A 24,817-nucleotide genomic window follows, 5' to 3' on the forward strand; every position below is an offset into this window, starting at 1 on the left:
CAGCTCACAAACGTTCGCGCACGACCGGGGTGGCGCTGTGCGGTTCGTGGGTGATTGTCCAGTCGGATTGCTCGGTGATGGTGTGGGCGGGGACGTAAGTCTTCTCGTGCGGGTCGCGGGTGTCGTAGACGATGGTGCCGGGCTCGAGGATCACTCCGGCGCCCAGTTCGCAGCGGTCGCCCACATTGAGGTCGATGATGCCGGCGGACGGCCGTATGACGCAGTTCTCGCCGATGCGCAGGGGAGTGCGGTTGCGGCCGTCGGTGCGCTCGGCCATGACGAACGACGAGAGCCCCAAGTCGCAGCCCGAGCCGATGACGCAGGAGGAGAAGACGCGGCCCTCGATCCGGGCCGGCCCGAGCGTGCCCGAGTTGTAGGAGACGGAGCCTTCGCGGTAGACGCTCGTGCCTTCGGCCAGGTAGGCGCCGAGGCGGACACGCTCTGCCTCGGCGATGGACACTCCGGTGGGCACCACATAGTCCACCATGCGCGGCAGTTTCTCGATGCCGTAGACGTGGATTGTCCCGCGGGCGCGCAGGTTGGTGCGGACGTACTCGAAGTCGTCGGGCAGGCACGGCCCCTTATTCGTCCACGCCACTGGAACGAGATGCTCGAGCACATCGGTCATGTTGATCTCCAGCGGCTTCACCTTCCGGTGGGACAGGAGGTGCAGGCGCAGATAGACGTCGTGGGCGTCGACGGCCGGCGCCGACAAGTCCGCGATCTCGGTGCGCACCGGCACCACCTCCACGTGACGGTCACGGTCCATGCCGATCAAGTTCAGCAGCCGGGGCGAGAGCTCGTTGGCGCTGACGCGGCGGGTGGAGGGGTGGGTGATGTCGTCGATAAGTTCAACGGTGGGGTACCAGCTGTCCAGGACGGTACCGTCGGCGGCGATGTTGGCAATTCCTGTCGCGCGAGCTCCGTAAGCCATGGCTGTATCGTACGTGCCCGCGCGCCGGTAAGATCGCCGACGTGAAAATGGACCTTTTTGCTGACCCTGTCGAGCTGACCAAAGCTCTGATCGACATCCCGTCGCCCTCCCACGAGGAGGAAGCGATCGCCAACGCGATCCAGGCCGCACTCGAGGCCTTGGACGGCGTGGAGGTGATCCGCCGCGGCAACACCGTCATCGCGCGCACCAACCGCGGCCTCGGCGAACGCATCGTGCTCGCCGGGCACATCGACACCGTGCCCATCGCCGACAACGTCCCGCACCACGTCGAGGGCGACGTGCTGTGGGGCTGTGGCGCCGTCGACATGAAGTCCGGCATGGCGTGCTACCTCCACGCGTTCGCCGCGCTGTGCAACTCCGACGACCTGGCCTTCGACCTCACGCTCATCTGCTACGAAGCCGAGGAAGTCGCCGCGGAGTACAACGGTCTTGCGCACCTCGAGGCCGACGTGCCGGAACTCCTTCAGGGCTCGCTGGCGCTGCTCGGCGAACCGTCCGGCGGCATCATTGAGGCTGGTTGCCAGGGCAGCATTCGCGTCAAGGTGGTCGCGCACGGCACCCGCGCCCACTCTGCGCGCGCGTGGCTCGGACACAACGCCGCGCACGACCTCGCCGGCGTGCTCGGCCGCGTCGCCGCGTACGAGCCGCGCGTCGTCACCATCGCCGGCTGCGAATACCGCGAGGGCCTCAACGTCGTGGGGCTTTCCGGCGGGGTGGCGACCAACACGCTTCCCGACGAAGCCGCGCTCACCATCAACTTCCGCTTCGCACCCGACCGCAGCCTCGCCGACGCGAAACAGCACCTCGAAGACACACTCGCGCTCGAAGAAAACCTGGAATTGCTTTACGACGACGCCGTCCCCGGCGCCCTCCCCGGCCTCGACGCTCCAGCCGCCCAAGGCTTGCTCGCCGCCGTCGGCGGAAACTACCGCGCCAAGTTCGGATGGACGGATGTGTCCAGGTTCTCTAGTCTCGGAGTTCCGGCTGTGAACTTCGGCGCAGGCGACCCCGGGTTCGCCCACAAGATCGACGAACAGTGCCCGATCGACCAGATCCGCACCGTCGCCGACACGCTGACGGCGTACCTGACCGGCGCCTCCGTTTAGGCGGCGCCTCAAGACAGGCTCCGGATCGTCGGGCTCTGCGTCGTCGGCTAATCTCCCCGGTGTCGCTGCTTCGGCGGCGCCTCGCGGAAGTTGGCCCCTCTCCCAGCCGTCCGCGCAGGCCGCATCGGCTGCAGGCTCGTTGCACAGCGCAATAACTCCCCCGAAATAGAAGGCTTTCCCAGTGGCTCCACACATCACCCCGCGCCCGGACCGGGACCGCACGCTGAGCGGCCCGATCCTGCGCCGTCACAAAGGCGACGACGCCAATTCCACCTCCACCTACGACCAGCGCCTGCTGCAGATGGGGCGCGCGGACCACGACTGGAAGCACGCCGACCCGTGGCGCGTCATGCGTATTACCAGCGAATTCGTTTCCGGCTTCGACGCGCTCCACGACCTCGACTGGGCTGTGACTGTCTTCGGCTCCGCGCGCCTCGGCGAGGGCACCCCGGAGTACGAGCAGGCCCGCGAACTGGGCAAATCTCTTGTGGAGGCCGGCTACGCGGTGGTCACCGGCGGCGGCCCGGGCCTCATGGAGGGCCCCAACCGCGGCGCCCACGAGGCCGGCGGCATGTCGGTCGGTCTCGGCATTGAGCTGCCGTTCGAGCAAGGCCTCAACCCGTGGGTCGACCTGGGTCTGAACTTCCGCTACTTCTTCGCCCGCAAGACCATGTTCTTGAAGTACTCCCAGGCGTTCATCTCGCTGCCGGGCGGCTTCGGCACGATGGACGAAGTCTTCGAGATGCTCTGCATGATCCAGACCGGCAAAGTGACCAACTTCCCGATGGTGCTCCTCGGCACAGAATTCTGGTCCGGCCTCGTCGACTGGATGCGCACGCAGCAGCTCGCCCGCGGCCTCATCTCGGAGGGCGACGACCAGCTGTTCCTCGTCACGGACTCTGTCGAGGAGGCGGTCAAGTACATCGTCGACACGCACCGCGAGATGTCGGATCCGCGCAACCTACACAAATACGAGCGCTAAATGGGCACGCTTATCGACGCCCACCCCCGCGTCATGGCCATCATCAACCGCACCCCCGACTCGTTCTACGACAAGGGTGCGACCTTTGCCTTCGACGCCGCCCTGGCGCGGTGCCGTGAGGTTGTCGAGGCCGGTGCCACCATTGTCGATGTCGGCGGCGTGAAAGCCGGCCCCGGCGACGACGTCGATGTGCAGGAGGAGATCGAGCGCGTCGTGCCGTTCATCGCGGCGGTGCGCGACGAGCTCGCTGCCGCCGCCACAGCCTCCGCCTCCGCGCACACCACCGCCACCGCCGCAACCACCGCCACGTCCGAAACCGCCCCCGTTGCAGCCGAGCCGTCCTCGGCAAACGCGGCGAGAACGGTCGATATTTCTGTCGACACGTGGCGCCCCGAGGTCGCGGAAGCGGCGATCCAAGCGGGCGCGACGCTCATCAACGACACGTGGGCGGGGTTCGAGCCGGAGCTCGTGGAGGTCGCCGGCGCGCACAAGGTGGGCTATGTGTGCTCGCACACGGGCGGGGCGACGCCGCGCACGCGCCCGCACCGCGTCCACTACGACGACGTCGTCGCGGACGTGATCCGCGAAACGACAGCACTGGCGGAGAGTGCAGTCGCTTGCGGGGTGCCGGAGGAGAAGGTGTTCATCGACCCCACCCACGACTTCGGCAAGAACACTTTCCACGGCCTGGAGATTCTGCGGCGCATCGACGAGGTGGTCGCCACCGGCTGGCCGGTTCTCATGGCGTTGTCGAACAAGGACTTCATCGGTGAGACCACGGGCCGCGGCGTGGGGGAGCGGGTCGCGGGCACGCTCGCGGCGACAGCATGGTGCGCGGCCCGCGGGGTCGCGGCGTTCCGCGTCCACGAGGTCGCGGAGACGCTCGACGCCATCCGCATGACACAGGCAATCCAAGGCACGGCGACGCCGCTCGACACGATCAGGGGTCTCGCGTAGTGCCCGCCGCCAGCGCCACAAAAAGCCTCGGGCTGAGCGTGTCCGTCGTCATTCCAGCGCTCAACGAGGAGGACACCGTCGCAAACGTCGTGCGCGCAGCCCGCGCATCGTGCGCAAACGAGGTCATCGTCGTCGACTCCGATTCCACGGACGCCACAGCCGCCAACGCGCAAGAAGCCGGCGCGACCGTGCTCAACTGGCGCGACATCGCCCCGGAGATCCCCGTCCAGCCGGGCAAGGGCGAAGCGCTGTGGCGCGGGGTGCGGGCGGCCGCCGGCGACATCGTCGTGTTCCTCGACGCAGACGTCACCACCGTTCAGGCGGGGTGGGTGGACAGGTTGGCGGGGGAGTTCGTCGATAAGCGGGTGCATCTTGTAAAAGCGACCTATGCCCGCGCGCTCGACGGTGCCTCGCGCGGCGGCGGGCGCGTCACGGAACTCACCGCGAAGCCGCTGCTCCGTCTGCTTTTCCCGGACCTCCCGGCGCTCGATCAGCCGCTCGCCGGCGAATACGCCATCCGCCGCAGCACCGCGCTCGAGGTGCCGTTCGTCGCGGGCTACGGCGTCGAAGCTGGCTTGCTTATCGACGTCGCCTCTCTCCACGGCCCCTCCTCCCTCACCCAAGTCGACCTCGGGCAGAAAATCCACCGCAACCGGCCCCTTTCCGAGCTGTCCGAAATGGCTGACACCGTCGCCCGGACGATCCTCGCGCGCGCCGGCGTCGGCGATATTCCCCAGCGCCAGCCGTGGGCGGAACTGCGGTAGCATCAGCTCATGCTGTCTTGGGTCATTCTCATCCTCGTCATCGCCGCGATCGCGCTGCTCGGCGTGTGGGCCTCCGCGTCTGTGTTCGGGCGCGGTGAAGCCGTTCCGCCCATGGACGAACCGCGCGACGTCATCGCCGCGAACCGCGCCGCCGTCGACTCCGGGCGCTACGGCGACATCGCCCTGGAAGTCGTCCCCCGCGGATACCGCCAGGACCAGGTCGACGCTCTCATCGAGCACCTCCTTTACGCGCAAGAGCGTAAGATCGAGAAAGAGTTTTCACCGCAGGAGCCCGAGCTGGAACGATTCAGTCACGCGGCTGCCGGCGGTGAAAAGCCGACAATCGAAGAAGCCAAGGAGTAACACCACATGGCAGCAATGAAGCCGCGTACCGGCAACGGTCCGATGGAAGTCGTCGAGGAAAGCCGAAAGATCGTAATGCGCATCCCATCCGACGGCGGCGGGCGCCTCGTGGTGGAGCTCAACAACGAGGAAGCAGCCGAGCTCGGTCAGCTCCTCAGCGATGTCGCAGCTGAGTAGAGCTGCAGGTAACATAGGTCGCCATGCTCAAAGACATTGTTGATGTGCTGGCGGACCCCGTCGACGGCAGCGCCCTGACGGGGGCGGACGACTACAACCGCCTGGTGTCTGAAACCGGGCACTCCTACGATGTGGCTAAGCAGGGCTACGTCACGCTGGCGTCGGGCGCGGGCATCGCGCACCAGGGAGACAGCCCGGAGATGGTCACGTCGCGCGAGGCTTTCCTGTCGCGTGGCCACTTCGCGCCGTTCGTGGAGACGGTCACCGAGCGCGTCCTCGATGCGCTCCAATGCCTCCCGCTTGACGACGCCGCAGCCACCCCCACCATCCTCGAAGTCGGTGCCGGAACCGGCTACTACCTGACTCACACGCTTGACGCCGTGGAGAATTCCCGCGGCATCGGCGTGGATATCGCTGGTCCAGCCGCGAAGCACCTGGCGAAGGCGCACCGCAACATCGGCGCCGTTGTCGCCGATGTGTGGTCCGGCCTGCCCGTGCGCGATTGCTCTGTCGACGTGATTACCGTCATCTTCGCGCCGCGCAACCCGCAGGAGTTCGCCCGCGTGCTTGTCGACGACGGCGAGGTCCTCATCCTCACCCCCCAAGCCGGCCACCTCGACGAACTCCGCGAGCCCCTAGGCATCCTCGGTGTCGAGGAAGGCAAGCAGGAGCGCATGCTCGAGCAGGCCAAGGGCTATTTGGTGCCCGTCGGCGAGCCCGAGCTCATCGAGTTCCCGATGAACCTCGACCGCGAATCCATCGCCGCGCAGGTCGGCATGAGCCCGTCCGCGCGCCACCTCGACCCGGAGGTGCTTGCCGAGCGCGTCGCCGACCTGCCAGAAACGATGACGGTCACTGCGCGAGCGCAACTGACACGGATGAAGAAGGCCTAGCCGCGCCTTCAACGCTTCTCCGCCCGCTGCGCCCGCCGCCTTACCTTGCAACGCCCCTCGCCCGGGGCGTTCATCTGCACACAGCGCTTAACCGCCCGCAGCGCTTGACCGCCCGAAGAATTCAACTGCACAAAGCGCTCAGCCGCCCGCAGTGTTTAACCGCCCGCAGCGCACGAATGCGCGACGGGCGGTTTGCATTTGCGCATGTGGTGCGGGCTGCAAGAGCCCGCGGCAAGCTGAGCACTAGACGTTGGCGCGGGGGCGCGCCCACTGGTTGAGGATCTCGGCGTCGCCGTCGGTGGTGGCGCGAAGCTCGCCGACGCCGTTTTCGGGCCAGAAGCGGCTCGCCATGGTGACGGCGCCTCCGCCGGCGAAGACTTCGATGGCGGAGCCGTCGACAAGGACGGAGATGTGGTCCTCGTCGGCGTCGGAAAGCGTGGCTGTGGCGGGGGAACCGTCGAGGCGGTCGAGGGTGATCTCGTCGCCGGAGTGGGTGATGGTCGCCGCGACTTCGCCGTTGGTGTCGAGCACCTCCACAGTCACCGACGACCCCACCGGGATATCGCACATGCCGGTCCAGAACTTGGCGCGCTGGGTGGCGCTGACGGCGTCGGGAAGCCCCTCCGCCGGTGTCTGGAACAGCGCGCCGCCCGCCAGGGTGACCACGCGCGGCAGAGACAGCGCGTTGGCCCAGCCTTCTGTCTCCCACGTGGGCTGCGACGTCGGCTCGCCGCCGCGCCCAGTCGCCGCGAGGAGGCCGAAGATGCGTGCCTCGGCGTAGCGCTCGTCGTCGGTCTGCATGCCGCGCACGACGTTGGTGCTACGCGGGCGGGTGAAGTCGTGGCCGTAGTCGAGGCGCGTGAACGGCGTTTTCACGGTGAACTCGGTTTCGTCGAGCGTGCCCACCAGGTAGCCCGTGAGGTCGCCCTTGTCGAGCTCGACGGTCAGGAACAGCACGTCGTAGATCTCGCCGTCCTCCTCGTCGCGGAGGCGGATGATGCGCGGGGCGACGGTGACGGCGTCGTCGGAGAGACCGGTGTCGCCGTTGAAGCGCAGCGGCCCGAGCAGAGACCACGATGTCCCGTCGGGTGAGTCCAGCACGACTGGGACGGGCTTCTCGGACGGCCCGCTGCTGGCGACCATGACCCACCCGGACTGGCCGCGGGTGCGGTCCTCGCTCTCCTTCCAGTCGGGCACGACGCAGGGGGAGCGGAAGCGGCTGAATCGCCCGACGTCTTTCACGACCGGACCGAGGCGGCGCACTCCGGCGTCGATGTCGCCGTCTTCGGCGACTTCGTCGCAGAGGGTCTCGATCTCGTCGATACGCGCTGCTTGAATCGTCGTTCCTGCGTTGGTGACGGACGTGAAGTACAGGTCCGTGCCCTCCGCGGAGGAGACGACGGAGCCGGCCAGGACGCGGGTTTCGCCGCCGACGGGCGCGACGACGTCGTTGCACTCGTAGAAGTCGAACGGGTTGCCCTCGGAGAATTGGTGTGCCCACCGGGTCGGGGCGCCCTCGGAGGGTTCGTACTGGTAGAAGAGGTGCCAGTCGTCGCCGTCGCGAAGCATGCCCGCTGCGGCGTTCAGGATGCCTTTGTCAGCGGTGACATGGAGTTCGGGTCTCAAATTGCTCACAGTTTCGTCCTCCGGTTTCACAGAAGCGACTTGTACACGTCGACGGTTTCTTGGGCGATTTTGTCCCAGGTGAATTCTTCTTTCACGCGGGTCAGACCAGCTGCTGCGAAGCGTTTGGTGGTGGCCGCGTCCTGGGCGAGTGCGTTGACGGCGGCGGCGAGGTCTTTTTCGAAGGCCCGGGTGTCCTCCGCGTCGTAGTGCACCAGGGTACCGGTCTCGCCGTCGACGACAACCTCGGGAATGCCGCCCACGTCGGATGCGACGACGGCGGTGTTGCACGCCATCGCTTCCAGGTTCACGATGCCCAGCGGTTCGTACACCGACGGGCACACGAAGATGTCGGCCGCGGAGTAGATGTCGCGGATATCCTCCTTCGGCAGCATGTCAGTCACCCAGTGCACGCCGTCGCGCATTTCGCGCAGCTTATCGACGAGCCCCTCCGTCTCCCTCGCAATCTCCTCCGTGTCGGGAGCTCCTGCGCAGAGAATGAGCTGAATGTCCGGGTCGAAGTCCTGGGCGGCCTTGACCAGGTGCGGCACGCCCTTCTGGCGGGTGATGCGGCCGACGAACGCGACGACGGGGCGCGACGGGTCGATGCCGAGGCGTTCCACGACACCGCCGCCCGACGCGCCGCCGCCCAATGCGCCACCGCTGCTGTTCGCGCCAGCATTCGCGCTTCTCGCGTCGGCTGCGCCGCCCGCAATCGCGTCGCTGTCCGCCGCGCCGCCGTGCAGGTCGCCGCCGTCAACCGCGCCGCCGCGCAGATCGACGGTGGGGTACCAGAACGACGTGTCGATGCCGTTGAGGACGACGTGGACGCGGGAGGCATCGATACGCGGGTAGGCGCGCAAGATGGCGTCCTTCATGCCGGAGGAGACGCCGATGACGGCGTCGGCGTTTTCCATGGCGTTCTTTTCGGACCAGGAAGAGACGTCGTAACCGCCGCCGAGCTGCTCGCGCTTCCACGGGCGGTCGGGCTCCAAGGAGTGCGCGGTGACGACGTGGGGCACGCCGTGCAGCAGCCCCGCCAGGTGCCCGCCGAGACCCGCGTACCACGTGTGCGAGTGCACAATGTCGACATCGGAGGCGGCGTCAGCCATGCGCAGTCCCGTCGACATCGTCTTGATCGCGCCGTTCGCGTCCTCAAGGGCGGGGTCGACTCCGTGGACGTAGACGTTGTCCGCGTCGCGGGGCTGGCCCATGCAGTGGACGTCCACGGCGACGTCGTCAAGCTGGCGCATGAAGCGCGTGAGCTCCGTGACGTGGACTCCCGCGCCACCGTAAATTTCGGGCGGGTATTCGCGGGTCATCATTCCGACTCTCATGATCTCCGAGACTAGTAGCGTTTCCGCAGCCGTGCAGGCACCCACGGAGGGAGGTGGCCGCGGCGTGATTTTGCCCGGGCCTAGTGCGGGTTTAGCTCTTCTTACCTAGGCTTGGAGGTGTGAACAGCCAGCCGAATGTCCTCGCCATTGTCCTCGCGGGCGGAGAAGGCAAGCGCCTCTTTCCATTGACTCTCGACCGCGCCAAGCCCGCTGTGCCGTTCGGCGGGAATTACCGTCTCGTCGACTTCGTCCTGTCCAACCTCGTCAACGCCGGGTACAACCGCATCGCCGTGCTGACGCAGTACAAGTCGCACTCGCTCGACCGCCACGTGGCCACCGCCTGGAACTTCTCCGGTCCGACCCACCAGTACATTGCGTCGGTGCCCGCGCAGCAGCGCCTCGGAAAGCGCTGGTACCAGGGCTCGGCGGACGCGCTTCTGCAATCCCTGAACCTCATCTACGACGAGCAGCCTGACCACGTCCTCGTGTTCGGCGCCGACCACGTCTACCGCATGGACCCGTCCCAGATGGTGAAGAACCACATCGCGTCGGGCAAGTCGTGCACGGTCGCCGGCATCCGCGTGCCGCGCGCCGAGGCCACGGCGTTCGGCTGCATCCAGTCCGACAACGACGGCACCATCACCGAGTTTTTGGAAAAGCCCGCCGACCCGCCCGGCACCCCCGACGACCCGGAGATGACCTACGCGTCCATGGGCAACTACTGCTTCTCCACGGAGGCCCTCATCCGCGCCCTCCGCGAAGACAACGACAACGACGACTCCGACCACGACATGGGCGGCGACATCATCCCTTACTTCGTGGAGAAGGGACAAGCCAATGTCTACGACTTCTCCGGCAACGAGGTGCCCGGGGCCACGGAGCGCGACAAGGGCTACTGGCGCGATGTCGGCACCATCGATTCCTTCTACGAGGCCCACATGGACCTCATCTCCGTCCACCCGATCTTCAACCTCTACAACAAGTCCTGGCCGATCCACTCGACTGAGGATGAGAACCTGCCGCCCGCCAAGTTCGTCTCCGGAGGCATCGCGCAGGAATCGATCATCGCGCCTGGCTCCATCATCTCCGGCTCCACGGTGCGCAACTCCGTGCTGTCCACCGACGTGCGTGTCGAGGAAGGCGCCACCGTCGAATCCTCCGTCCTCATGCCCGGCGTCCGCATCGGCCGCGGCGCCGTTGTCCGCCACGCCATCCTCGACAAAAATGTCTATGTCTCCGACGGCGCCACCGTCGGCGTCGACGAGGACAACGACCGTGCCCGCGAGTTCACCATTTCGAAGGAAGGTGTCGTGGTGGTGGGCAAGTCCGAAGTCGTCGAGTAAATGCTGGCTCCCGTCGGCCGCGCCACGATTCCGGCGCGTCGCCGGCGCTTTGGGCAGGTTGGCTGAGCTGCAGCGAACCTCGGCCGGACCTAGCGCTGGTGGCGCGGGACGAATCTGCTGCTAAGCACCGTGCGTCTCGCTCGGCTTTCAACCGCGCGTGAGTATGCGGAGCGGCAGTTAGGCGCGGCGGGTGACCAGCGTGATGCCCGAGTCCAGCGGCAGCCGCGTCGCCACAGCGCTTTCACCCTCGAACCCCTCTGCCTCGCCGGCGGCGAACTTCTCGACCAGTTCGTCGGCTTCGCGGGCGGCGAGGGTGCCGCGGTCTTTGCGGGTGGGGTCGGTGATGGTGGCGTCGAGAAGCGAGCCGGACAGGACGAGCGTTCCGCCGGGGGAGAGCAGCGGCCAGGCGGCTTTGATAACGGCGGGCAAGTCGACCGGGTCGACGTCGGCATAGACGAGGTGGTACGCCCCCGTAGCCAGGCGCCCCAGCACGTCGAGCGGGCGCGACGGCAGGAAACGGGTGCGCGAGGCGCCGAAGCCGGCATCGCGGAACGCGGCCTTCGCACGCGCCTGGTGGTCGGCTTCGGGGTCGATGCACGTCAGCGACGCCTTCGCCGGCAGCCCGGCGAGAATATGCAGCCCGACGACGCCGGCAGCCGGAGTGATCGCGACCGCGCCCGTCGCGGGACCAGCGGTAGCGGCACCCGACGCGCCAGCACCCGAGGCGCTGGCGGCAGCGGCAGAGCCCGGAGCGCCCGCAGAACCTGCGGTAGCAGCCAAGGTGCCGAGCAATTCACCCACCGCAACGCTCGGGGTGGGAAGGGAGTACTCGGAGGCGTCGGAGCGGGCGTCGATAAGCGGGCCCTGTTGTTGCTTGCCTTCGATGTACTCGTTGAGGGATGAAAATGCTGAATTGCTCACATGAATATCCTACGAAATCGACCCCGGCTGTGCGGGGACCCGCGCGGTGCGCAACAATAGTGGGCATGCACGATGACGTCACTGGCACCGCCGCATTCGACCAAGGGCGCGGCTCGATGCCGAGCTGGGCGGAGCTCGTCGAGGAGCACGCCGACAGCGTCTACCGCCTCGCGTTCCGCCTGTCCGGCAACCAGCAGGACGCCGAGGACCTCACGCAAGAAACGTTCCTGCGCGTGTTCCGCAACCTGAAGACGTACAAGCCCGGCACGTTCGAAGGCTGGCTGCACCGCATCACGACGAACTTGTTCCTCGACATGGTGCGCCACCGCAGCAAGATCCGCATGGAGGCGCTGCCGGACGACTACGAGCGCGTCCCCGGCACCGCCCCGACGCCCGAGCAGGTGTACAGCGCGACGAACCTCGACCCCGCGCTACAGGCCGCGCTCGACGAGCTCGGGCCCGATTTCCGCGTGTCGGTCGTGCTCGCGGACGTCGTCGGGATGAGCTACGAGGAGATCGCGAAGACGCTCGGCGTGAAGATGGGCACCGTCCGTTCGCGCATCCACCGCGGCCGCAGCCAGTTGCGCGCCTCCCTTGAGGCCCAGGCCGCGTCCAGCGAGGCGGCCCGCGAACTCATCCGCGCGAGGTGACGGCCGTGCCCACGTTCGATTCGATCGACCACCTCAATTTCGAAGCCGTCGCCGCGCTTATCGACGACGAACTCACCCCCACTGCCCTCCACCGCGCCCAGCAGCACCTGCTGCAGTGCCCCGACTGCCGCCGCGAAGTCGCCCAGCAGCGCGCTGCCGCCGACGCCGTGCGCGAGCACAACACCGACGGGTGCCTGCGCGCGCCGCGGTCGCTGGTTGAACGCCTTGCGCTTCTCGACGAATACCCCACCCCCGATTCCGACGCTTCCGCCGCCTCCTCCAGCCACGCCGGCCTGCAGTGGCCCATTTCCTGGAGCCGCCTGCGCGACGGGCTAAGGTGAAACCGTGTTTGACACTATCGGTTGGGGCGAAATCTTCGTCGTCATTCTCGCGGGCTTGATCATCATCGGCCCCGAGCGCCTGCCCGGGGTCATCATGGATGTGCGCGCCGCCATCTTCGCCGCGCGCCGCGCGATCAACAACGCCAAGGAGGAGCTCTACGGCGAGGAATTCGACGAGTTCCGCAAGCCCATGAGCACTGTCACTGAGTACGCCGCGATGGGCCCGAAGCGCGCCATCGCCAAAGTGCTTTTCGACGAAGACGGTAACTACCTCGACCAATTCGACCCCCGCAGGATGATGGATGGGGATCCGGCTGTCGGCCGGAATTCTTCCGGCCCGGGGGCTCGCGCGGCTGCAGATTCCTCGTCTAGTTCTTCGGCAGGCGACGCGTCAGGTACCTCAGCCGCCTCCACACAACAACAGGGCCCACAGCCGGCGGCTCAGCAGCCCTCACAGCACTCCCCGCAGCCTTCGCCGCAGTCCTCTCCGGCGCGCTCTTCTAAACCGCGGCGTCGGCAGCCCGGGATGGGGATGTCTACCGGGCAACAGAATCCGCCGTCGCAGTCCGGCGGGGCGGGGTTCTCCTGGGCTGATGTCACCTAGCTTGCGCAAGCGGACTTGTAGCGAGGCGCGGCGGAGGCGAGCCGGGAGGGAAGCCTTAGCAGCGCGCCCGTGTCGCTGTACCCCCTCGCCGCAGGCCGACCTGGAGTTGTTGAGCCAGCAGCTGTTCAGTCGTGCTGTCGACCCGGCAGCGCGATATAATAGCTGGTCGCGTCGGCTGCTGCGCGTGAAACCGGACGAGGGGGGAACGCGGCAGGCATGGTGCGTGCAAGCCGATGCGGTTAAGCGCTAGTTGCGGGTGACTCCCAAGTTGAGGTTCTTACCGGCGAGGGAGTCGCGGCGGATCTTCAACTTTCCGGCGATGTCGGCGATGGCCTTTCCGGACGGGGAGTCGGGAGCCTGGACGGCGATGGGGGTGCCCTCGTCGCCCTGGACACGCAGCTGGGGGTCGAGGGGGACAGAGCCGAGCAGAGGGACCTCGGATCCGGTAATGGCGGTCAGTCGCTCGGCGACGTTCTCGCCGCCGCCGGTGCCGAAGATGTCCATGGTGGAGCCGTCGGGCATCACCATGGCTGACATGTTCTCGATGACGCCGGCGACGCGCTGCCCGGTCTGCTGGGAGATAGAACCGGCGCGCTCGGCCACCTCCGCGGCGGCGGCCTGAGGGGTGGTCACGATGAGCAGCTCGGCATTGGGGACCAGCTGGGCGACGGTGATCGCGACATCGCCGGTTCCGGGCGGGAGATCCATGAAGAGGACGTCGAGCTCGGACCAGTAGACGTCGGCGAGAAATTGCTGGATGGCTCGGGTGAGCATGGGGCCGCGCCACACAACGGGGGCGTTGCCCTCAACGAACTGGCCGATGGAAATGTGGCGCACGCCGTGGGCGATGGGGGGCATGAGCATCTCGTCGACAACCGTTGGTCCCTGGCCGGCGGAGCCCATCAGGCCGGGGATGGAGTGGCCGTAGATGTCGGCATCGAGAATGCCCACCGTCAAGCCCTGCTCAGCCAGCGCGGTCGCCAGATTCACAGTCATCGAGGACTTGCCGACGCCGCCCTTGCCCGACGCCACCGCGAACACCCGCGTCGTCGAGCCCGGCTGAGCGAACGGAATCACCGGCTCAGACCTGTCGCCCTTCAAGCGCTGGGCGAGGTTGCGGCGCTGCTCCTCGCTCATCGTGTGCATGGTGACGCTGACTTCGCCGACACCCTCGAGCTCCTCGAGAACGGCACGCACGTTGGATTCGATGGTGTCGCGCATCGGGCATCCGGCAATGGTGAGGTAGATGCCGACGGCGACGTCGCGGCCGTCGATACGCACGCTTTCGACCATGTCCAATTCGGTGATCGGCTTGCCGATCTCGGGGTCGTCGACCCGCGCGAGTGCGTTGCGGACAGCTGCTTCTGAAATCGGGGCTGTGTCAGTCATTGCACTTAAAGTATATGGCCTTCGCGCCCGCGGCTGAAGCCGGCACTAGACTCGAGCGGGTAAGCGAACGTGAAAACGAAGGACGAGCACATGAGCCAGCTGAATCCAGCATCCGACGGCGCCTCCGCGGCGCGCCGGCCCGTCAACGCGATGGAGCGCCCTTCGGGTTGGCCTGTGGGCAGCTTCCAGAATTATCAGGACGCGCAGGCTGCCGTCGACGGGTTGTCCGACCGCGAATTTCCGGTGGAGAACATCACGATCGTCGGCGTCGACCTCATGCAGGTCGAGCGCGTCACCGGGCGGCTGACATGGGGGCGCGTGCTGGCGGGCGGTGCGCTGTCCGGCATGTGGTTCGGGCTCTTCGTCGGCTTGCTGTTTGCGCTGTTCACGCCGGATGTGTGGACGTCGCTTCTGTCCGCGCTCGTGATCGGTCTGCTCTTCGGCCTCGTGTTCGCCGCGATCGGGTACGCGTTCACGCGCGGTCGCCGCGATTTCTCGTCCGCGACCACTATCGTCGCCGGTCGCTACGACATTTTGTGCGAGCCGTCCTCCGCACCCCGCGCCCGCGACTTGATCGCCGAGATGGGTCCGCGGCCTGGGCAAACGCTTATCGACGACAGGCCTCACTCCTCATGACCTTCCCCCTCAACACGAGTGCCTGGGCCCGGGCGCTGAAGCCTCGGCGGACATTGGCGGCGCGGGGGAAAGGACGATCGGTTGCTGCGACCGGAATCGCGGTGATGCTCGGTGTCGCTGGCAGTCTTGGCGGCCTCACGGCGTGCGCTCCTGAGGAAGAGCCGGTGCGTATCGCGGCTGATCCGTCAGATCCCGAGCAGATGGTGCTGGCAGAGATGTACCGGCAGGTGGCTGAGCTGGCGGGAAGGGACGTGGGGATCGTCGGCAAGCAATTTACTCACGACGCCGACAAGCTCGCCCTTCTGCAGACCCGTGATGCGAACCTGGCGGTGATGTGCGTCGGGTCGTTGGTCATGACCGCGAATCCGGGGGAGGCTGAGACACTCGAGGCGAAGTCGCAGGAGGCGAATGCCGACGACTCCAACGATGTCGATCTGGCGCTGGCTACCTACGACGCTGCCGTCGGGACGCTGCCCGGTGCGTTCAAGACTGTCGACCCGTCGCCTGCGGAGGGCTGCGCCGACGACGACCACGGGGATTTGCCGCAGAACATCATCCCCGTCTACGAGGCCGGCCTTTTCGACCGCGGCGTCCGCAACGCCATGAACAAGGTCACCCGAGCCCTGTCGACCACGGACCTTGAGAAGCTCGTCGAGAAGACTGAGGAGGACGGTGACCCCGGTGCAGCCGTCAACGCCTGGATGCAGGAGAAGACCGGCATGGGGTCGGAGCTGCAGCGCATCGTCGACGAAGGGCAGGCCCGCGAGGTCTAGCGGGCGTTTCCGCGCGCACCAAACGGGCCGCAGGGCTGTTTTGCCCTCGGCCTGGTGGTGTGGTCAGGTTCCGAACTAGCTTCCGAACAACAGGTGCATGGCACCGTATTGGTGGGTGGTGTTCGGGACTGGTGTTCCGCGCGGGGAGACCCATGTCGGGGTGCCGTTGCGGATGTGTATTCGGCCCCGGTGGTGTCTGTGGGGGTCGTCGTCGTTGGTGCGGTTGTGGTACCTGCACAACACTGACAGGTTGTCCATGTTCGTCGGCCCACCGCGGGCCCACGGTGTGATGTGGTGGACCTCGCAATTATCCGCCGCGTGCCGGCAATCCGGCACCGGACAGGTTGTCAACGTCGCACGGACCAGGTCGCGTTGCTTGGCGTTGGCGAACCGCTTCGCGTGGTACAGGTTCACCGCACCCGCCTGCGGGTGGAACAACGCCACCTCCAAATCCTTCGAGTAATAGTGAGTCAGATACTCCGCACCGGTCATGGTGGTGCCGTCCGACAGGCCCAGGATGGTCTCATCCCCCTCGCCGGCGAGGATCCTGGTGTGCTCGGAAAGCGGGACCTGGATCAACGGGCGCGGCACAGCCTGCGCGACCCCGGCACCGCCGCGCAGCAGCTCCGTGAAGGCTTCGTACATTTGCGGCCCCTCGGGCCGGTCAGGGTCGAGCTTTGCCCGCAGGGCGTGTTCCAGGTCGGCGATGTCGCGTTCTTCCCCGGTGGCGATGACCGTGCGTTTGCCTTTCCGGGTCCGGCCGAACCGCACTGTGGACTCCGGGGCGGGTTTATCCGGGTCGGGGATGATGTCTTTGGCGCGGCGCTGCAGCGTCTTGTAGTTGCCGCGCACCGATAGCAGGGCGAGGCGGAGTTTCCATGTCTCCCGGTCGGAGGAGACAGCTTTGAGTTGTTGTTCGATGAATACCAGTTGGTCCAGCGATTTCGCTGTTTGCCGGGCAACGGTGACAGCGTTGGCTTGTTGGCGGGGAAACCGGGTTGTTCCGTAGTAGGTGTCGAAGACGCCTTTCCATTCGGTGACGCGGGTGGGGTTGGCGCCGGCGTCGATAAGCTGCTGGGCGTTGAAGCTGCCCAGCATGTCGATGGCGTTGCCTGCGCCCACGAGCGCCGCGAATTGGTTCATGCCACAAACGTTAAACCGCGCGCAACCGCGGGTCCATCGAACAATGTCCACTACAGTCGACAACACCAAAACACGCAGGTGAGAAGGGGCGACGATATGAGGATTTGGGTGATTTGTGTGTGGGCCAGAGCGGAATAAGGGGGCAAAGACAGCGCAGACCCCGCCGCGCGCCAGCAAAGGCGGGGCGGGGTGTGCGGGTGGGGGTTAGGCGAAGGCTTCGTCGATAAGCGCCTTCTCTTCTTGCTGGTGGACCTTGGCCACGCCGGTCGCGGTGGTGGACTGCGCGCGGCGGGAGATGCGGCGCATCGGCGGGAGGTTGTCCACGAGGTTGGCCAGGTGCTCGTTGTAGAACGGCCACGGACCCTGGTTGGCGGGCTCGTCCTGGACGAAGCGGACCTCCTTGGCGTTAGGGTAGTTGGCGAATGCCTTGTTGAGGCGGTTGAACGGGATCGGGTGGAGCATCTCGATGCGGATGATGGCCACGTCGTCGCGTCCGTCCTTCTGGCGGCGCTTCTCCAGCTCGTAGTAGATCTTGCCGGAGCACAGCATGATGGTGGTGACCTTCTCTGCGTCGCCGATGACCTTGTTCTTCGCGTCGACGATGTTCGGGTCGTCGATGACGGAGCGGAAGGATGTGGACTCGATGAAGTCTTCCGGCTGGGAGACGGCGGCCTTGTTACGCAGCATCGACTTCGGGGTGAAGACGACGAGCGGGCGGCGCATATCGCCCAAAGCTTGACGACGCAGCAGGTGGAAGTGGTTTGCCGGCGTCGACGGCTGGGCGATGGTCATGGAGCCCTCGGCAACGAGCTGCAGGAAGCGCTCGATGCGTGCCGACGAGTGGTCCGGTCCCTGACCCTCGTAGCCGTGCGGGAGCAGCATGATCAGGCTGGACAGCTGGCCCCATTTGGTCTCGCCGGAGGAGACGTACTCGTCGATGATTGTCTGGGCTCCGTTGGCGAAATCGCCGAACTGCGCCTCCCACGCAACGAGTGCGTCGGGGTTACCGACGGTATAGCCGTACTCGAAGCCAAGGCCGCCGAACTCTGTGAGAGCCGAGTTGTAGATTTTGAAGCGGCCGCCGTTACCTGCCTCGATGGCGTTGGCGTCGAGCGGGTTGTACTGCTCGCCGGTGTTCGGGTCGAACAGGACACCGTGGCGCTGGGTGAAGGTGCCGCGCTTGGAGTCCTCGCCGGCGAGGCGGACGTGCTTGCCTTCCGCGGCCAGGGAACCGAAGGCGAGCAGCTCGCCCCATGCCCAGTCGACGTTGCCTTTGTCGAAGGAGCCGCCGCGGTTCTTCAGCACCGACTTGAGGCGCTTGTTGGGGGTGAAATCGCCGGGGAGGGTGGCGTAGGCGTCGGCAAGCTGCTTGAACATTGCCTCGTCGATGGAGGTGTCTAGGCCGCGGGTGAGCTCCTGGGACTCAGTGATGCCGTACTGGGAGGCCGGGGAGCCGCCGTCTTCCTTGACGTCGTTGAACACGGAGTCCAGCTGGTCGTGGAAGTCGCGTGCCGCGATCTCGGCGTCTTCCTCGGTGAGGTCGCCGCGGCCGATCAGGTCCTTGGTGTAGCGGGTGCGCACGGACGGGTGGGTGTCGATGCGCTCGTACATCTGCGGCTGGGTCACCGACGGGTCGTCGGCCTCGTTGTGGCCGCGCAGGCGGTAGCAGATGAGGTCGATGAAGACGTCCTTGCCGAACTCGCGGCGGTACTCGGCAGCCAGCTGGCCGACCCAGGCTGCTGCCTCGGGGTCGTCGCCGTTGAGGTGGAAGACCGGGCAGTCGAAGCCCTTTGCCAGGTCGGTGGAGTAGTAGGTGGAGCGGCCCTGGTCCGGGGTGGTGGTGAAGCCGACCTGGTTGTTCACCACGATGTGGACGGTGCCGCCGACGTCGTAGCCGACGAGCTTGGACATGTTCAGGGTCTCCTGAACGACGCCGAGGCCGGTGAAGGAGGCGTCGCCGTGCAGCATCATCGGAACGACGGAGCGCTCGTTGACGTTCTTGTCGCGGTTCAGGATGTCCTGCTTGGCGCGGGCGATGCCGACCACGACCGGGTCGACGGCCTCCAGGTGGGACGGGTTGGCGGCGAGGGTGACCTTGATGTCGCCGTCGCCGAACATCTGGATGTGCTCGCCCTCGAAGCCGAGGTGGTACTTGACATCGCCGGAGCCGCCCTGCTGGGCGGGCTGCAGGTTGCCTTCGAATTCGCCGAAGATGGTCTTGACCGGCTTGCCGACGATGTTGAACAGCACGTTCAGGCGACCGCGGTGCGGCATGCCGATGACGACCTCGTCGAGGCCCTGTCCGGCAGCGGTGTCGATGACGGCGTCCATGAGCGGGATCAGCGTCTCGGCGCCCTCGAGGGAGAAGCGCTTCTGGCCGAGGTACTTGGTCTGCAGGAAGTTCTCGAAGGCCTCGGCGGCGTTGAGCTTCTGCAGGATGTACTTCTGCTCGGCGCTGGTCGGCTTGGGCATGCCGACCTCGATGCGGTCGCGCAGCCATTCACGCTCGTCGCGGTCGAGGACGTGGGTGTACTCGGCGCCGACGTGGAGGGTGTAGGCGGCGCGCAGGCGGGTGAGCACCTCGCGCAGCGTCATGGTCTCCTTGCCGCCGAAGCCGCCGACGTTGAAGGTGCGGTCGAGGTCCCAGAGGGTCAGGCCGTGGGTCTCCAGAAGCAGGTCGCGGGAGTCCGGCTTGGGTAGGCCGGGCTGGCGCCACTGCAGCGGGTTCGTGTCGGCCATGAGGTGGCCGCGGGCGCGGTAAGCCTCGATGAGGTTCATCACGCGGGTGTTCTTGTCCACGCCGCTGTTGGGGATGTCCTGGGCCCAACGCATCGGGGCATACGGGATCTGCATGGCACTGAAGATCTCGTCCCAGAACTTGTCGTCGATAAGCAGCTGCGAGATGTCGCGCAAGAACTCGCCGGACTCTGCGCCCTGGATGACGCGGTGGTCGTAGGTCGAGGTCAGCGTGGTCAGCTTGCCAACGCCCAGTTCAGCGAGGCGGTCCTCCGAGGCGCCCGCGAACTCGGCCGGGTAGTCCATGGCGCCGACGCCGACGATCGTGCCCTGGCCCTTGGTCAGGCGCGGGATCGAGTGGCGGGTGCCGATGCCGCCCGGGTTGGTCAGCTGGATCGTGACGCCCTGGAAGTCCTCGAGCTTGAGCTTGTTCTGACGCGCGCGGACGACGATGTCCTCGTACGCCTTGACGAACTCGTCGAAGGTGAGCGTCTCGCACTCCTTGATGGCGGCGACGACGAGCGCGCGAGTGCCGTCCTTCTGCGGAAGGTCGATCGCCAGACCCAGGTTGATGTGCTCGGGCGTGACGACGAACGGCTTGCCGTCCTCGACCTTGTAGTTCACGTTCATGCCCGGGTGGAGCAGGGCGGACTTCACGATCGCCCAGCCGATGATGTGGGTGAACGAGATCTTGCCGCCGCGGGTGCGCTTGAGGTGGTCGTTGATCTGCGCGCGGTTTTCGAACATGAGCTTGACCGGCATGTCGCGCACAGTGGTCGCGGTCGGGACGGTCAGGGACTCGTCCATGTTCTTTGCGATCGCCTTGAAGGTACCCTTCAGCTGCTTTTCACCAGCCTCCGGAAGCGGTTTGAGGCGGTCCATCGGGGACTGCTTGCCCTTCTTCTTGCCGGCCTGCTTCGCGGACGGCTTCGGCACATCGTTGACAGCGGCGTCGACGCGGGTTTCGCGGCCGTCCTGGCTCGGGGTGCCGGTGGTCTCGGCGACCTTGGTCGCGGTGCGGGCCTTGTGCGTCTGGTCGTTGTCCGCCGCCGCCTTCTTGGCCGCGGGGGAGACGAGCGGCGCGGCGTCGCCGTCGACGGGTTTGCCGTGCTTTTTGAACAACTCGCGCCACTCGTCGTCGACGGAGTTCGGATCGTCCTGGTACTGCTGGAACATCTCATCAACCAGCCAGTCGTTTTGGCCGAATGTGCTCTCGCTGCTCACGGCAGGTACTCGCCTCGTTTCTTCGTTCTACGTGTGCTTTTGATTGCTTTGTCGGTCATTGTCAATCAATGGCTAACAGCCCACAATACTGCATACTTTCCGCCCTGCTTGAGCAGGTCGCTGTGGGGTCCGTCCTCAATGATACGTCCTTGGTCTATAACAAGGATTCGGTCGGCCCTCGCGGCGGTGGCGAGGCGGTGCGCGACGATGATCGCGGTGCGCCCCGCAGTGGTCTTTCCGGAGGCGTCCAGGACGGCGCGTTCGGTGGCGGGATCTAAGGTGGCGGTGGCTTCGTCGAGAAGCACGACGTCGGGGTGCAGCATTTCCGCGCGGGCGAGCGCGATGATTTGCCGCTGCCCGGAGCTCAAGCCACGGCCGCGTTCTCCGACGCGGTGGTTGAAGCCACCGGGGATCGCCGCGATGATGCCGAGCGCGCCGATGCGCCGCACCGCGTCCTCGATTTCGCCGCGGCCGGCATCGGGCGCGCCGTACGCGATGTTTTCCGCGACGGTGCCGGGGAACAGGTACGACTCTTGAGGCACCTGCGCGAGAGCGCGCCGCCAGTCGGGCAGCGGGAAATCGCGCACGTCGGTGCCGCCCGCCGTCACAGCGCCGCTTACCGGATCATAAAAACGCGCGAGCAGCTTCACGACGGTCGATTTGCCCGCCCCCGTCGACCCCACCAGCGCCACGGTCTCGCCGGGCCGGAAGGCGACGGTGACGTTGTCCAGCGCGACCGCAGAAGCGCTGGCCGGCTTGGCTGCGTCGGGCTGGATTTGCGCGGCGGGGTCGCTGGAGTCGGTGTCGTCGATGGGTGCGTCGTCGGCGGGCGCGCTGGCGGCGGCGGGGCGGGCGCCGTAGGAGAACGCGACGTCGTTCAGGGCGAGTGCGCCGCGTGCTGCGTCGGCGGCGTGCGGGGAGGTGCCGGTGTCGGGGACGGTGGTGGGTTCGTCGAGAAGCGCGCGGATGCGGTCGAAGCTGACGGTAGCTTGCTGCCAGGAATCGAAGATTTGGCCGAGCTGCTGGATGGGTCCGTAGAGCTGGCCTAAGTACATGGTGAAGGCGACGAGGACGCCGACGGACAAGGTGCCCTCGGCGATGCGGGCACCGCCGATGGCGATGATGATGGCCGTCATGATCTGGGAGATCATCTGCATGCCGTTGAAATAGGTGGCGACGAGGAGCTGGGAGCGCATGCGGAGGCGTCGATAGACCTCGCTCTCGGCGGTGAAGTGCGCTTCGGCGGACGGCTCCATGAGGTGCATTTGGCTGATGCGGATGCCACCAATGAGCTCGGCGAATTCGCCGTTGACGGCGGAGATCTGGGTGCGGGCTTCGGCGTGGAAGCGTTTGGAGTAGTGGCGGAAGATGACGGTGATCAGCGCGATGACCGGTACGGCGTAGAAAGCGGTGAGTGCGAGCGAGCCGTCGGTGGCCACGAGCATGGCGGCGACGCCGACGAGCGTGCCCACCGAGACGATGGCTTGCGCGAGCCCCGTCTGCAGGAAGCTGGACAAGGTGTCGATGTCGGTGGTCATCCGCGTCATGATTCGGCCCGACAGGTGCGATTCGAAATAGCTCAGCCCCAAGTGCTGCAGGTGGGCGTAGCTGCGCACGCGCAGGCCGTAGAGGAGGCGCTCGCCGGAGCGGGCGGACAGGACGGTCATCGCAGCGTTGGCCAGCCACGCGACGAGCACGACTACTAGGGCGGTGCCGGAGACCAGCCACAGGGTGCGTTCGTCGCCGGTTTGAATGCCCTTATCGACGGCCGTGCGAACTAGCGTCGGGAAGCTCAGATCCGCGAGCACGCCCACGACGAGCAGGCCGGTGACCGCCGCGATCAGCCACTTCACTGAGGAGAACATCGCGCGCAGGCCTGCCGGGATGGTGCCTTTCGGTTGCTCGTCGGCGGGCGGGAGCTGCTCGAGGCGCTCCAGAAGCTCAGGGGTCGCGGTGACGACGCGGGCGCCGCCGCCACCTCCTCCGCCACCGCGGCCGCCGAAACCGCCGCCAGCGCCAGCGGCGGACGGGCCGAGGACGTGTTCGTGGGGCGCGTCGTCGGGGATGTCGGGCCAGAGTTCGGCGGCGGAAGGCTCGGCGGAGACTGAAGCCGGGTTGGAATCAGAGTTGGAATCAGAGGCAGGAGAGGGGGCGCCGTCGGGCGCCATGAGGGCCGTGTAAGCGGGGTGGGTAAGGGCGGGGGTGAGGGGAGCATCGATAAGCGCTCTGCCGTGGTCGATGATGACGACGCGCTCGCCGTGCTCGACCGTCGACTGGCGGTGCGCGACGGCGATGATGGTGACGCCGGGGAGGTTGTCGCGCAAGTTGGCGAGGATGTCGGCTTCGGTCGCGGCGTCGATGGCGGAGGTGGCGTCGTCGAGGATGAGGACGCGCGGGCGCGACAGGAGTGCGCGGGCGAGCGCGATGCGTTGGCGCTGGCCGCCGGATAAGGTGAGGCCGCGTTCGCCGACGACGGTGTCGTAGCCGTCGGGAAGCTGGGCGATGAATTCGTCGGCGCACGCCATGCGCGCGGCGTGTTCGACCTCGGCGTCGGTGACGTCGGCGCCCATGGCGATGTTGTCGCGGATGGACAGCGAGAACAGGAATGCCTCGTCGAAGACGCACGTGACGGCGCGGCGGATCTCGCGGTGGGCGAGGTCGCTGTACGGGATCTGGCCGTCGGGCGTGACGAGGGTGAGGTGCCCGCTGTCGGGCGAGTAGAACCCGCCGGCGAGCTGCACAGCCATGGATTTGCCGGCGCCCGCGGGCCCCACGACGGCGACCTGCTCGCCCGGCGCGACGGTGAGGTCGAAGCCGTCGAGGACGCGGCGGCCGTCGGTGGTGAAGGTGACGTTGTTGAACGCGATGCCGACGGGGCCGTCGGGGACGGTGCGCGGGTCGGCGGGGTCGGGGTGCTCGGGTGCGAGCTGCAGGACCTCGTCGAGGCGGTCGACGCCGCTCATCCCCATCTGGAGCGTGACGTAGGTGTTGGCCAGCATGGACATCAGCGACGTCAGCGAGCTCAAATAAGCGGTGAACGCGACGAAGCCGCCGACGGTCATGCCACCGCGCAGCGCGATGATGCCGCCGGCGACGATGGTGACCACGAGCGCCAAGTTGGGCAGCTGGCTCAGCGCGGGCTGGAAACGGGCGGTGAGCTTCGCCGCGCGCATCTTCACGGCGTACAGGTGGCGCGCCAGCCCGTCGAGCACCCCGATCTCGTGGTCCTCGCGCCCGAAGGCTTTGACCACACGCACACCAGAGACGGTCTGCTCGACGTGGCTGGTCAGGTCGGCCGCGGACTGCTGGTTCGCCCACGTCGCGGCGTACAGCGATCTGCGCGAGCGATTGGCCACCCACACGATGACGGGCAGGAACGCCAGCGCCATGACGGTCAGCGGCAGATCCACCCACGCCATGACGGCGACGGTGAGCACGAGCTGCACCAGCCGAGACAACGCCATGGGGGTCATGGCTAGAACGGAGAAGAGCTGGCCTAAGTCGGTGATCGAGCGCGAGACGATCTGCCCGGTGACGATCTGGTCTTGGCCGGGCCCGTCGAGGCGGTGCAGCGTTTTCAGAAGTTCCACGCGCACGTAGTGCTGCGAGCGCGTGGCCAGGTTGCCGGCGGCCCAACGCCGCAGGACCTGGAAGGCGAATTGCGCGACAGCGATGCCGGCCATCGCCCATGCGATTGTGGCGATGGAACCGTCCCGCTGCCCGGTAGCCACATCCACGGCTGTGCCGGTCAGCCCCGGCAGCGTCGTTTGCAGCACCGCCGCCAGTACCGCGGTGACGAGTGTGAGCACCGCGAAGCCGCGGTTCGCTTTCAGCGACCGGGTGATCAGATGGCCGCGCAGCTTATCGACGGCACCTGCCCGCCCCGTGACCTGCTTTTCC

Annotated in this window: 21 protein-coding genes; 13 read left to right on the forward strand and 8 right to left on the reverse strand. The window is 66.8% G+C overall.

Going from position 1 to position 24,817, the window contains the following annotated elements; genetic code table 11:
• Positions 1-4 precede the first annotated feature (4 nt).
• The gene (locus CAPP_RS04405) at positions 5-934 is read right to left on the reverse strand and encodes a 2,3,4,5-tetrahydropyridine-2,6-dicarboxylate N-succinyltransferase (protein ID WP_076599859.1); all 930 of its coding nucleotides are present in this window, start codon (positions 932-934) and stop codon (positions 5-7) included.
• A 47-nt stretch (positions 935-981) separates the two neighbouring features.
• Between CAPP_RS04405 and dapE the strand changes: the two genes are divergently transcribed.
• The 7 genes from dapE (at position 982) to CAPP_RS04440 (ending at position 6,197) form a co-directional block, all read left to right on the forward strand.
• Entirely contained in the window at positions 982-2,061 is a 1,080-nt protein-coding gene (gene dapE, locus CAPP_RS04410) for a succinyl-diaminopimelate desuccinylase (RefSeq protein WP_200803304.1), read from the forward strand.
• Positions 2,062-2,242: 181 nt separating this feature from the next.
• Positions 2,243-3,043, forward strand: a complete 801-nt coding sequence (locus tag CAPP_RS04415) for an LOG family protein (protein WP_076599861.1) — start codon at positions 2,243-2,245, stop codon at positions 3,041-3,043.
• A complete protein-coding gene (gene folP, locus CAPP_RS04420; protein WP_076599862.1) occupies positions 3,044-4,000 on the forward strand; it encodes a dihydropteroate synthase in 957 nt (318 codons plus the stop codon).
• Positions 4,000-4,764, forward strand: coding sequence for a glucosyl-3-phosphoglycerate synthase (locus CAPP_RS04425; protein ID WP_076599863.1), 765 nt, complete (start codon positions 4,000-4,002; stop codon positions 4,762-4,764). Before folP ends, CAPP_RS04425 begins: the two co-directional genes overlap by 1 nt.
• A gap of 9 nt (positions 4,765-4,773) precedes the next feature.
• The gene (locus CAPP_RS04430; protein ID WP_076599864.1) at positions 4,774-5,127 is read left to right on the forward strand and encodes a hypothetical protein; all 354 of its coding nucleotides are present in this window, start codon (positions 4,774-4,776) and stop codon (positions 5,125-5,127) included.
• 6 nt (positions 5,128-5,133) lie between these two features.
• Positions 5,134-5,304: a DUF3117 domain-containing protein gene (locus CAPP_RS04435; RefSeq protein ID WP_076599865.1), complete on the forward strand. Its 171-nt coding sequence runs from the start codon at positions 5,134-5,136 to the stop codon at positions 5,302-5,304.
• Between the two features lie 23 nt (positions 5,305-5,327).
• Positions 5,328-6,197, forward strand: a complete 870-nt coding sequence (locus CAPP_RS04440; protein WP_076599866.1) for a methyltransferase domain-containing protein — start codon at positions 5,328-5,330, stop codon at positions 6,195-6,197.
• A gap of 243 nt (positions 6,198-6,440) precedes the next feature.
• On the opposite strand, the gene CAPP_RS04445 is transcribed toward CAPP_RS04440, so the two are convergent.
• Both CAPP_RS04445 and CAPP_RS11285 read right to left on the reverse strand, forming a co-directional pair.
• The gene (locus CAPP_RS04445; RefSeq protein WP_076599878.1) at positions 6,441-7,832 is read right to left on the reverse strand and encodes a GH32 C-terminal domain-containing protein; all 1,392 of its coding nucleotides are present in this window, start codon (positions 7,830-7,832) and stop codon (positions 6,441-6,443) included.
• A 17-nt stretch (positions 7,833-7,849) separates the two neighbouring features.
• Positions 7,850-9,157 carry a glycosyltransferase gene (locus CAPP_RS11285; protein WP_234958988.1) on the reverse strand — a complete coding sequence of 436 codons (1,308 nt, stop codon included), beginning with the start codon at positions 9,155-9,157 and terminating at the stop codon, positions 7,850-7,852.
• A gap of 119 nt (positions 9,158-9,276) precedes the next feature.
• On the opposite strand from CAPP_RS11285, the gene glgC reads away from it, so the two are divergent.
• A complete protein-coding gene (gene glgC / locus CAPP_RS04455; protein WP_076599867.1) occupies positions 9,277-10,500 on the forward strand; it encodes a glucose-1-phosphate adenylyltransferase in 1,224 nt (407 codons plus the stop codon).
• Positions 10,501-10,677: 177 nt separating this feature from the next.
• Here the strand turns inward: glgC and CAPP_RS04460 are convergent, their stop codons facing one another.
• Positions 10,678-11,421 (reverse strand): O-methyltransferase, encoded by a 744-nt coding sequence (locus CAPP_RS04460; RefSeq protein WP_076599868.1) that lies wholly within the window; start codon positions 11,419-11,421, stop codon positions 10,678-10,680.
• Between the two features lie 65 nt (positions 11,422-11,486).
• Here CAPP_RS04460 and sigE point away from each other — a divergent pair, with 65 nt between their 5' ends.
• The 3 genes from sigE to CAPP_RS04475 are packed head-to-tail and all read left to right on the forward strand — an operon-like array spanning position 11,487 to position 13,016.
• A complete protein-coding gene (gene sigE, locus CAPP_RS04465) occupies positions 11,487-12,071 on the forward strand; it encodes an RNA polymerase sigma factor SigE (RefSeq protein WP_076599869.1) in 585 nt (194 codons plus the stop codon).
• Positions 12,072-12,076: 5 nt separating this feature from the next.
• Positions 12,077-12,412, forward strand: coding sequence for an anti-sigma factor family protein (locus tag CAPP_RS04470; protein ID WP_159437744.1), 336 nt, complete (start codon positions 12,077-12,079; stop codon positions 12,410-12,412).
• 4 nt (positions 12,413-12,416) lie between these two features.
• Positions 12,417-13,016, forward strand: a complete 600-nt coding sequence (locus CAPP_RS04475) for a twin-arginine translocase TatA/TatE family subunit (protein ID WP_076599871.1) — start codon at positions 12,417-12,419, stop codon at positions 13,014-13,016.
• Between the two features lie 246 nt (positions 13,017-13,262).
• Here CAPP_RS04475 and CAPP_RS04480 read toward each other — a convergent pair whose 3' ends face one another.
• Complete coding sequence (locus CAPP_RS04480) at positions 13,263-14,405, reverse strand: Mrp/NBP35 family ATP-binding protein (protein ID WP_076599872.1); 1,143 nt, start codon at positions 14,403-14,405, stop codon at positions 13,263-13,265.
• Between the two features lie 90 nt (positions 14,406-14,495).
• On the opposite strand from CAPP_RS04480, the gene CAPP_RS04485 reads away from it, so the two are divergent.
• Together CAPP_RS04485 and CAPP_RS04490 are read left to right on the forward strand one after the other, a co-directional pair.
• Complete coding sequence (locus CAPP_RS04485) at positions 14,496-15,041, forward strand: YflT domain-containing protein (protein ID WP_076599873.1); 546 nt, start codon at positions 14,496-14,498, stop codon at positions 15,039-15,041.
• Between the two features lie 104 nt (positions 15,042-15,145).
• Complete coding sequence (locus CAPP_RS04490) at positions 15,146-15,814, forward strand: type 2 periplasmic-binding domain-containing protein (protein WP_076599874.1); 669 nt, start codon at positions 15,146-15,148, stop codon at positions 15,812-15,814.
• A gap of 75 nt (positions 15,815-15,889) precedes the next feature.
• On the opposite strand, the gene CAPP_RS04495 is transcribed toward CAPP_RS04490, so the two are convergent.
• The 3 genes from CAPP_RS04495 to CAPP_RS04505 form a co-directional block, all read right to left on the reverse strand.
• A complete protein-coding gene (locus tag CAPP_RS04495) occupies positions 15,890-16,957 on the reverse strand; it encodes an HNH endonuclease signature motif containing protein (RefSeq protein WP_290173259.1) in 1,068 nt (355 codons plus the stop codon).
• Between the two features lie 204 nt (positions 16,958-17,161).
• Positions 17,162-20,917 carry a multifunctional oxoglutarate decarboxylase/oxoglutarate dehydrogenase thiamine pyrophosphate-binding subunit/dihydrolipoyllysine-residue succinyltransferase subunit gene (locus CAPP_RS04500; protein ID WP_076599966.1) on the reverse strand — a complete coding sequence of 1,252 codons (3,756 nt, stop codon included), beginning with the start codon at positions 20,915-20,917 and terminating at the stop codon, positions 17,162-17,164.
• Positions 20,918-20,982: 65 nt separating this feature from the next.
• Entirely contained in the window at positions 20,983-24,726 is a 3,744-nt protein-coding gene (locus CAPP_RS04505; RefSeq protein ID WP_234959004.1) for an ABC transporter ATP-binding protein, read from the reverse strand.
• Between the last annotated feature and the right edge of the window lie 91 nt (positions 24,727-24,817).

Origin of the sequence: Corynebacterium appendicis CIP 107643, assembly GCF_030408415.1 — a bacterium.
Lineage (GTDB): Bacteria > Actinomycetota > Actinomycetes > Mycobacteriales > Mycobacteriaceae > Corynebacterium > Corynebacterium appendicis.

Coding starts and splice junctions, on each gene's coding strand:
- CAPP_RS04405 (WP_076599859.1), bottom strand. CDS start 934: ATGGCTTACGGAGCTCGCGCGACAGGAATTGCCAACATCGCCGCCGAC.
- dapE (WP_200803304.1), top strand. CDS start 982: ATGGACCTTTTTGCTGACCCTGTCGAGCTGACCAAAGCTCTGATCGAC.
- folP (WP_076599862.1), top strand. CDS start 3,044: ATGGGCACGCTTATCGACGCCCACCCCCGCGTCATGGCCATCATCAAC.
- CAPP_RS04430 (WP_076599864.1), top strand. CDS start 4,774: ATGCTGTCTTGGGTCATTCTCATCCTCGTCATCGCCGCGATCGCGCTG.
- CAPP_RS04435 (WP_076599865.1), top strand. CDS start 5,134: ATGGCAGCAATGAAGCCGCGTACCGGCAACGGTCCGATGGAAGTCGTC.
- CAPP_RS04440 (WP_076599866.1), top strand. CDS start 5,328: ATGCTCAAAGACATTGTTGATGTGCTGGCGGACCCCGTCGACGGCAGC.
- CAPP_RS11285 (WP_234958988.1), bottom strand. CDS start 9,157: ATGAGAGTCGGAATGATGACCCGCGAATACCCGCCCGAAATTTACGGT.
- sigE (WP_076599869.1), top strand. CDS start 11,487: ATGCACGATGACGTCACTGGCACCGCCGCATTCGACCAAGGGCGCGGC.
- CAPP_RS04480 (WP_076599872.1), bottom strand. CDS start 14,405: ATGACTGACACAGCCCCGATTTCAGAAGCAGCTGTCCGCAACGCACTC.
- CAPP_RS04485 (WP_076599873.1), top strand. CDS start 14,496: ATGAGCCAGCTGAATCCAGCATCCGACGGCGCCTCCGCGGCGCGCCGG.
- CAPP_RS04490 (WP_076599874.1), top strand. CDS start 15,146: ATGCTCGGTGTCGCTGGCAGTCTTGGCGGCCTCACGGCGTGCGCTCCT.
- CAPP_RS04495 (WP_290173259.1), bottom strand. CDS start 16,957: ATGAACCAATTCGCGGCGCTCGTGGGCGCAGGCAACGCCATCGACATG.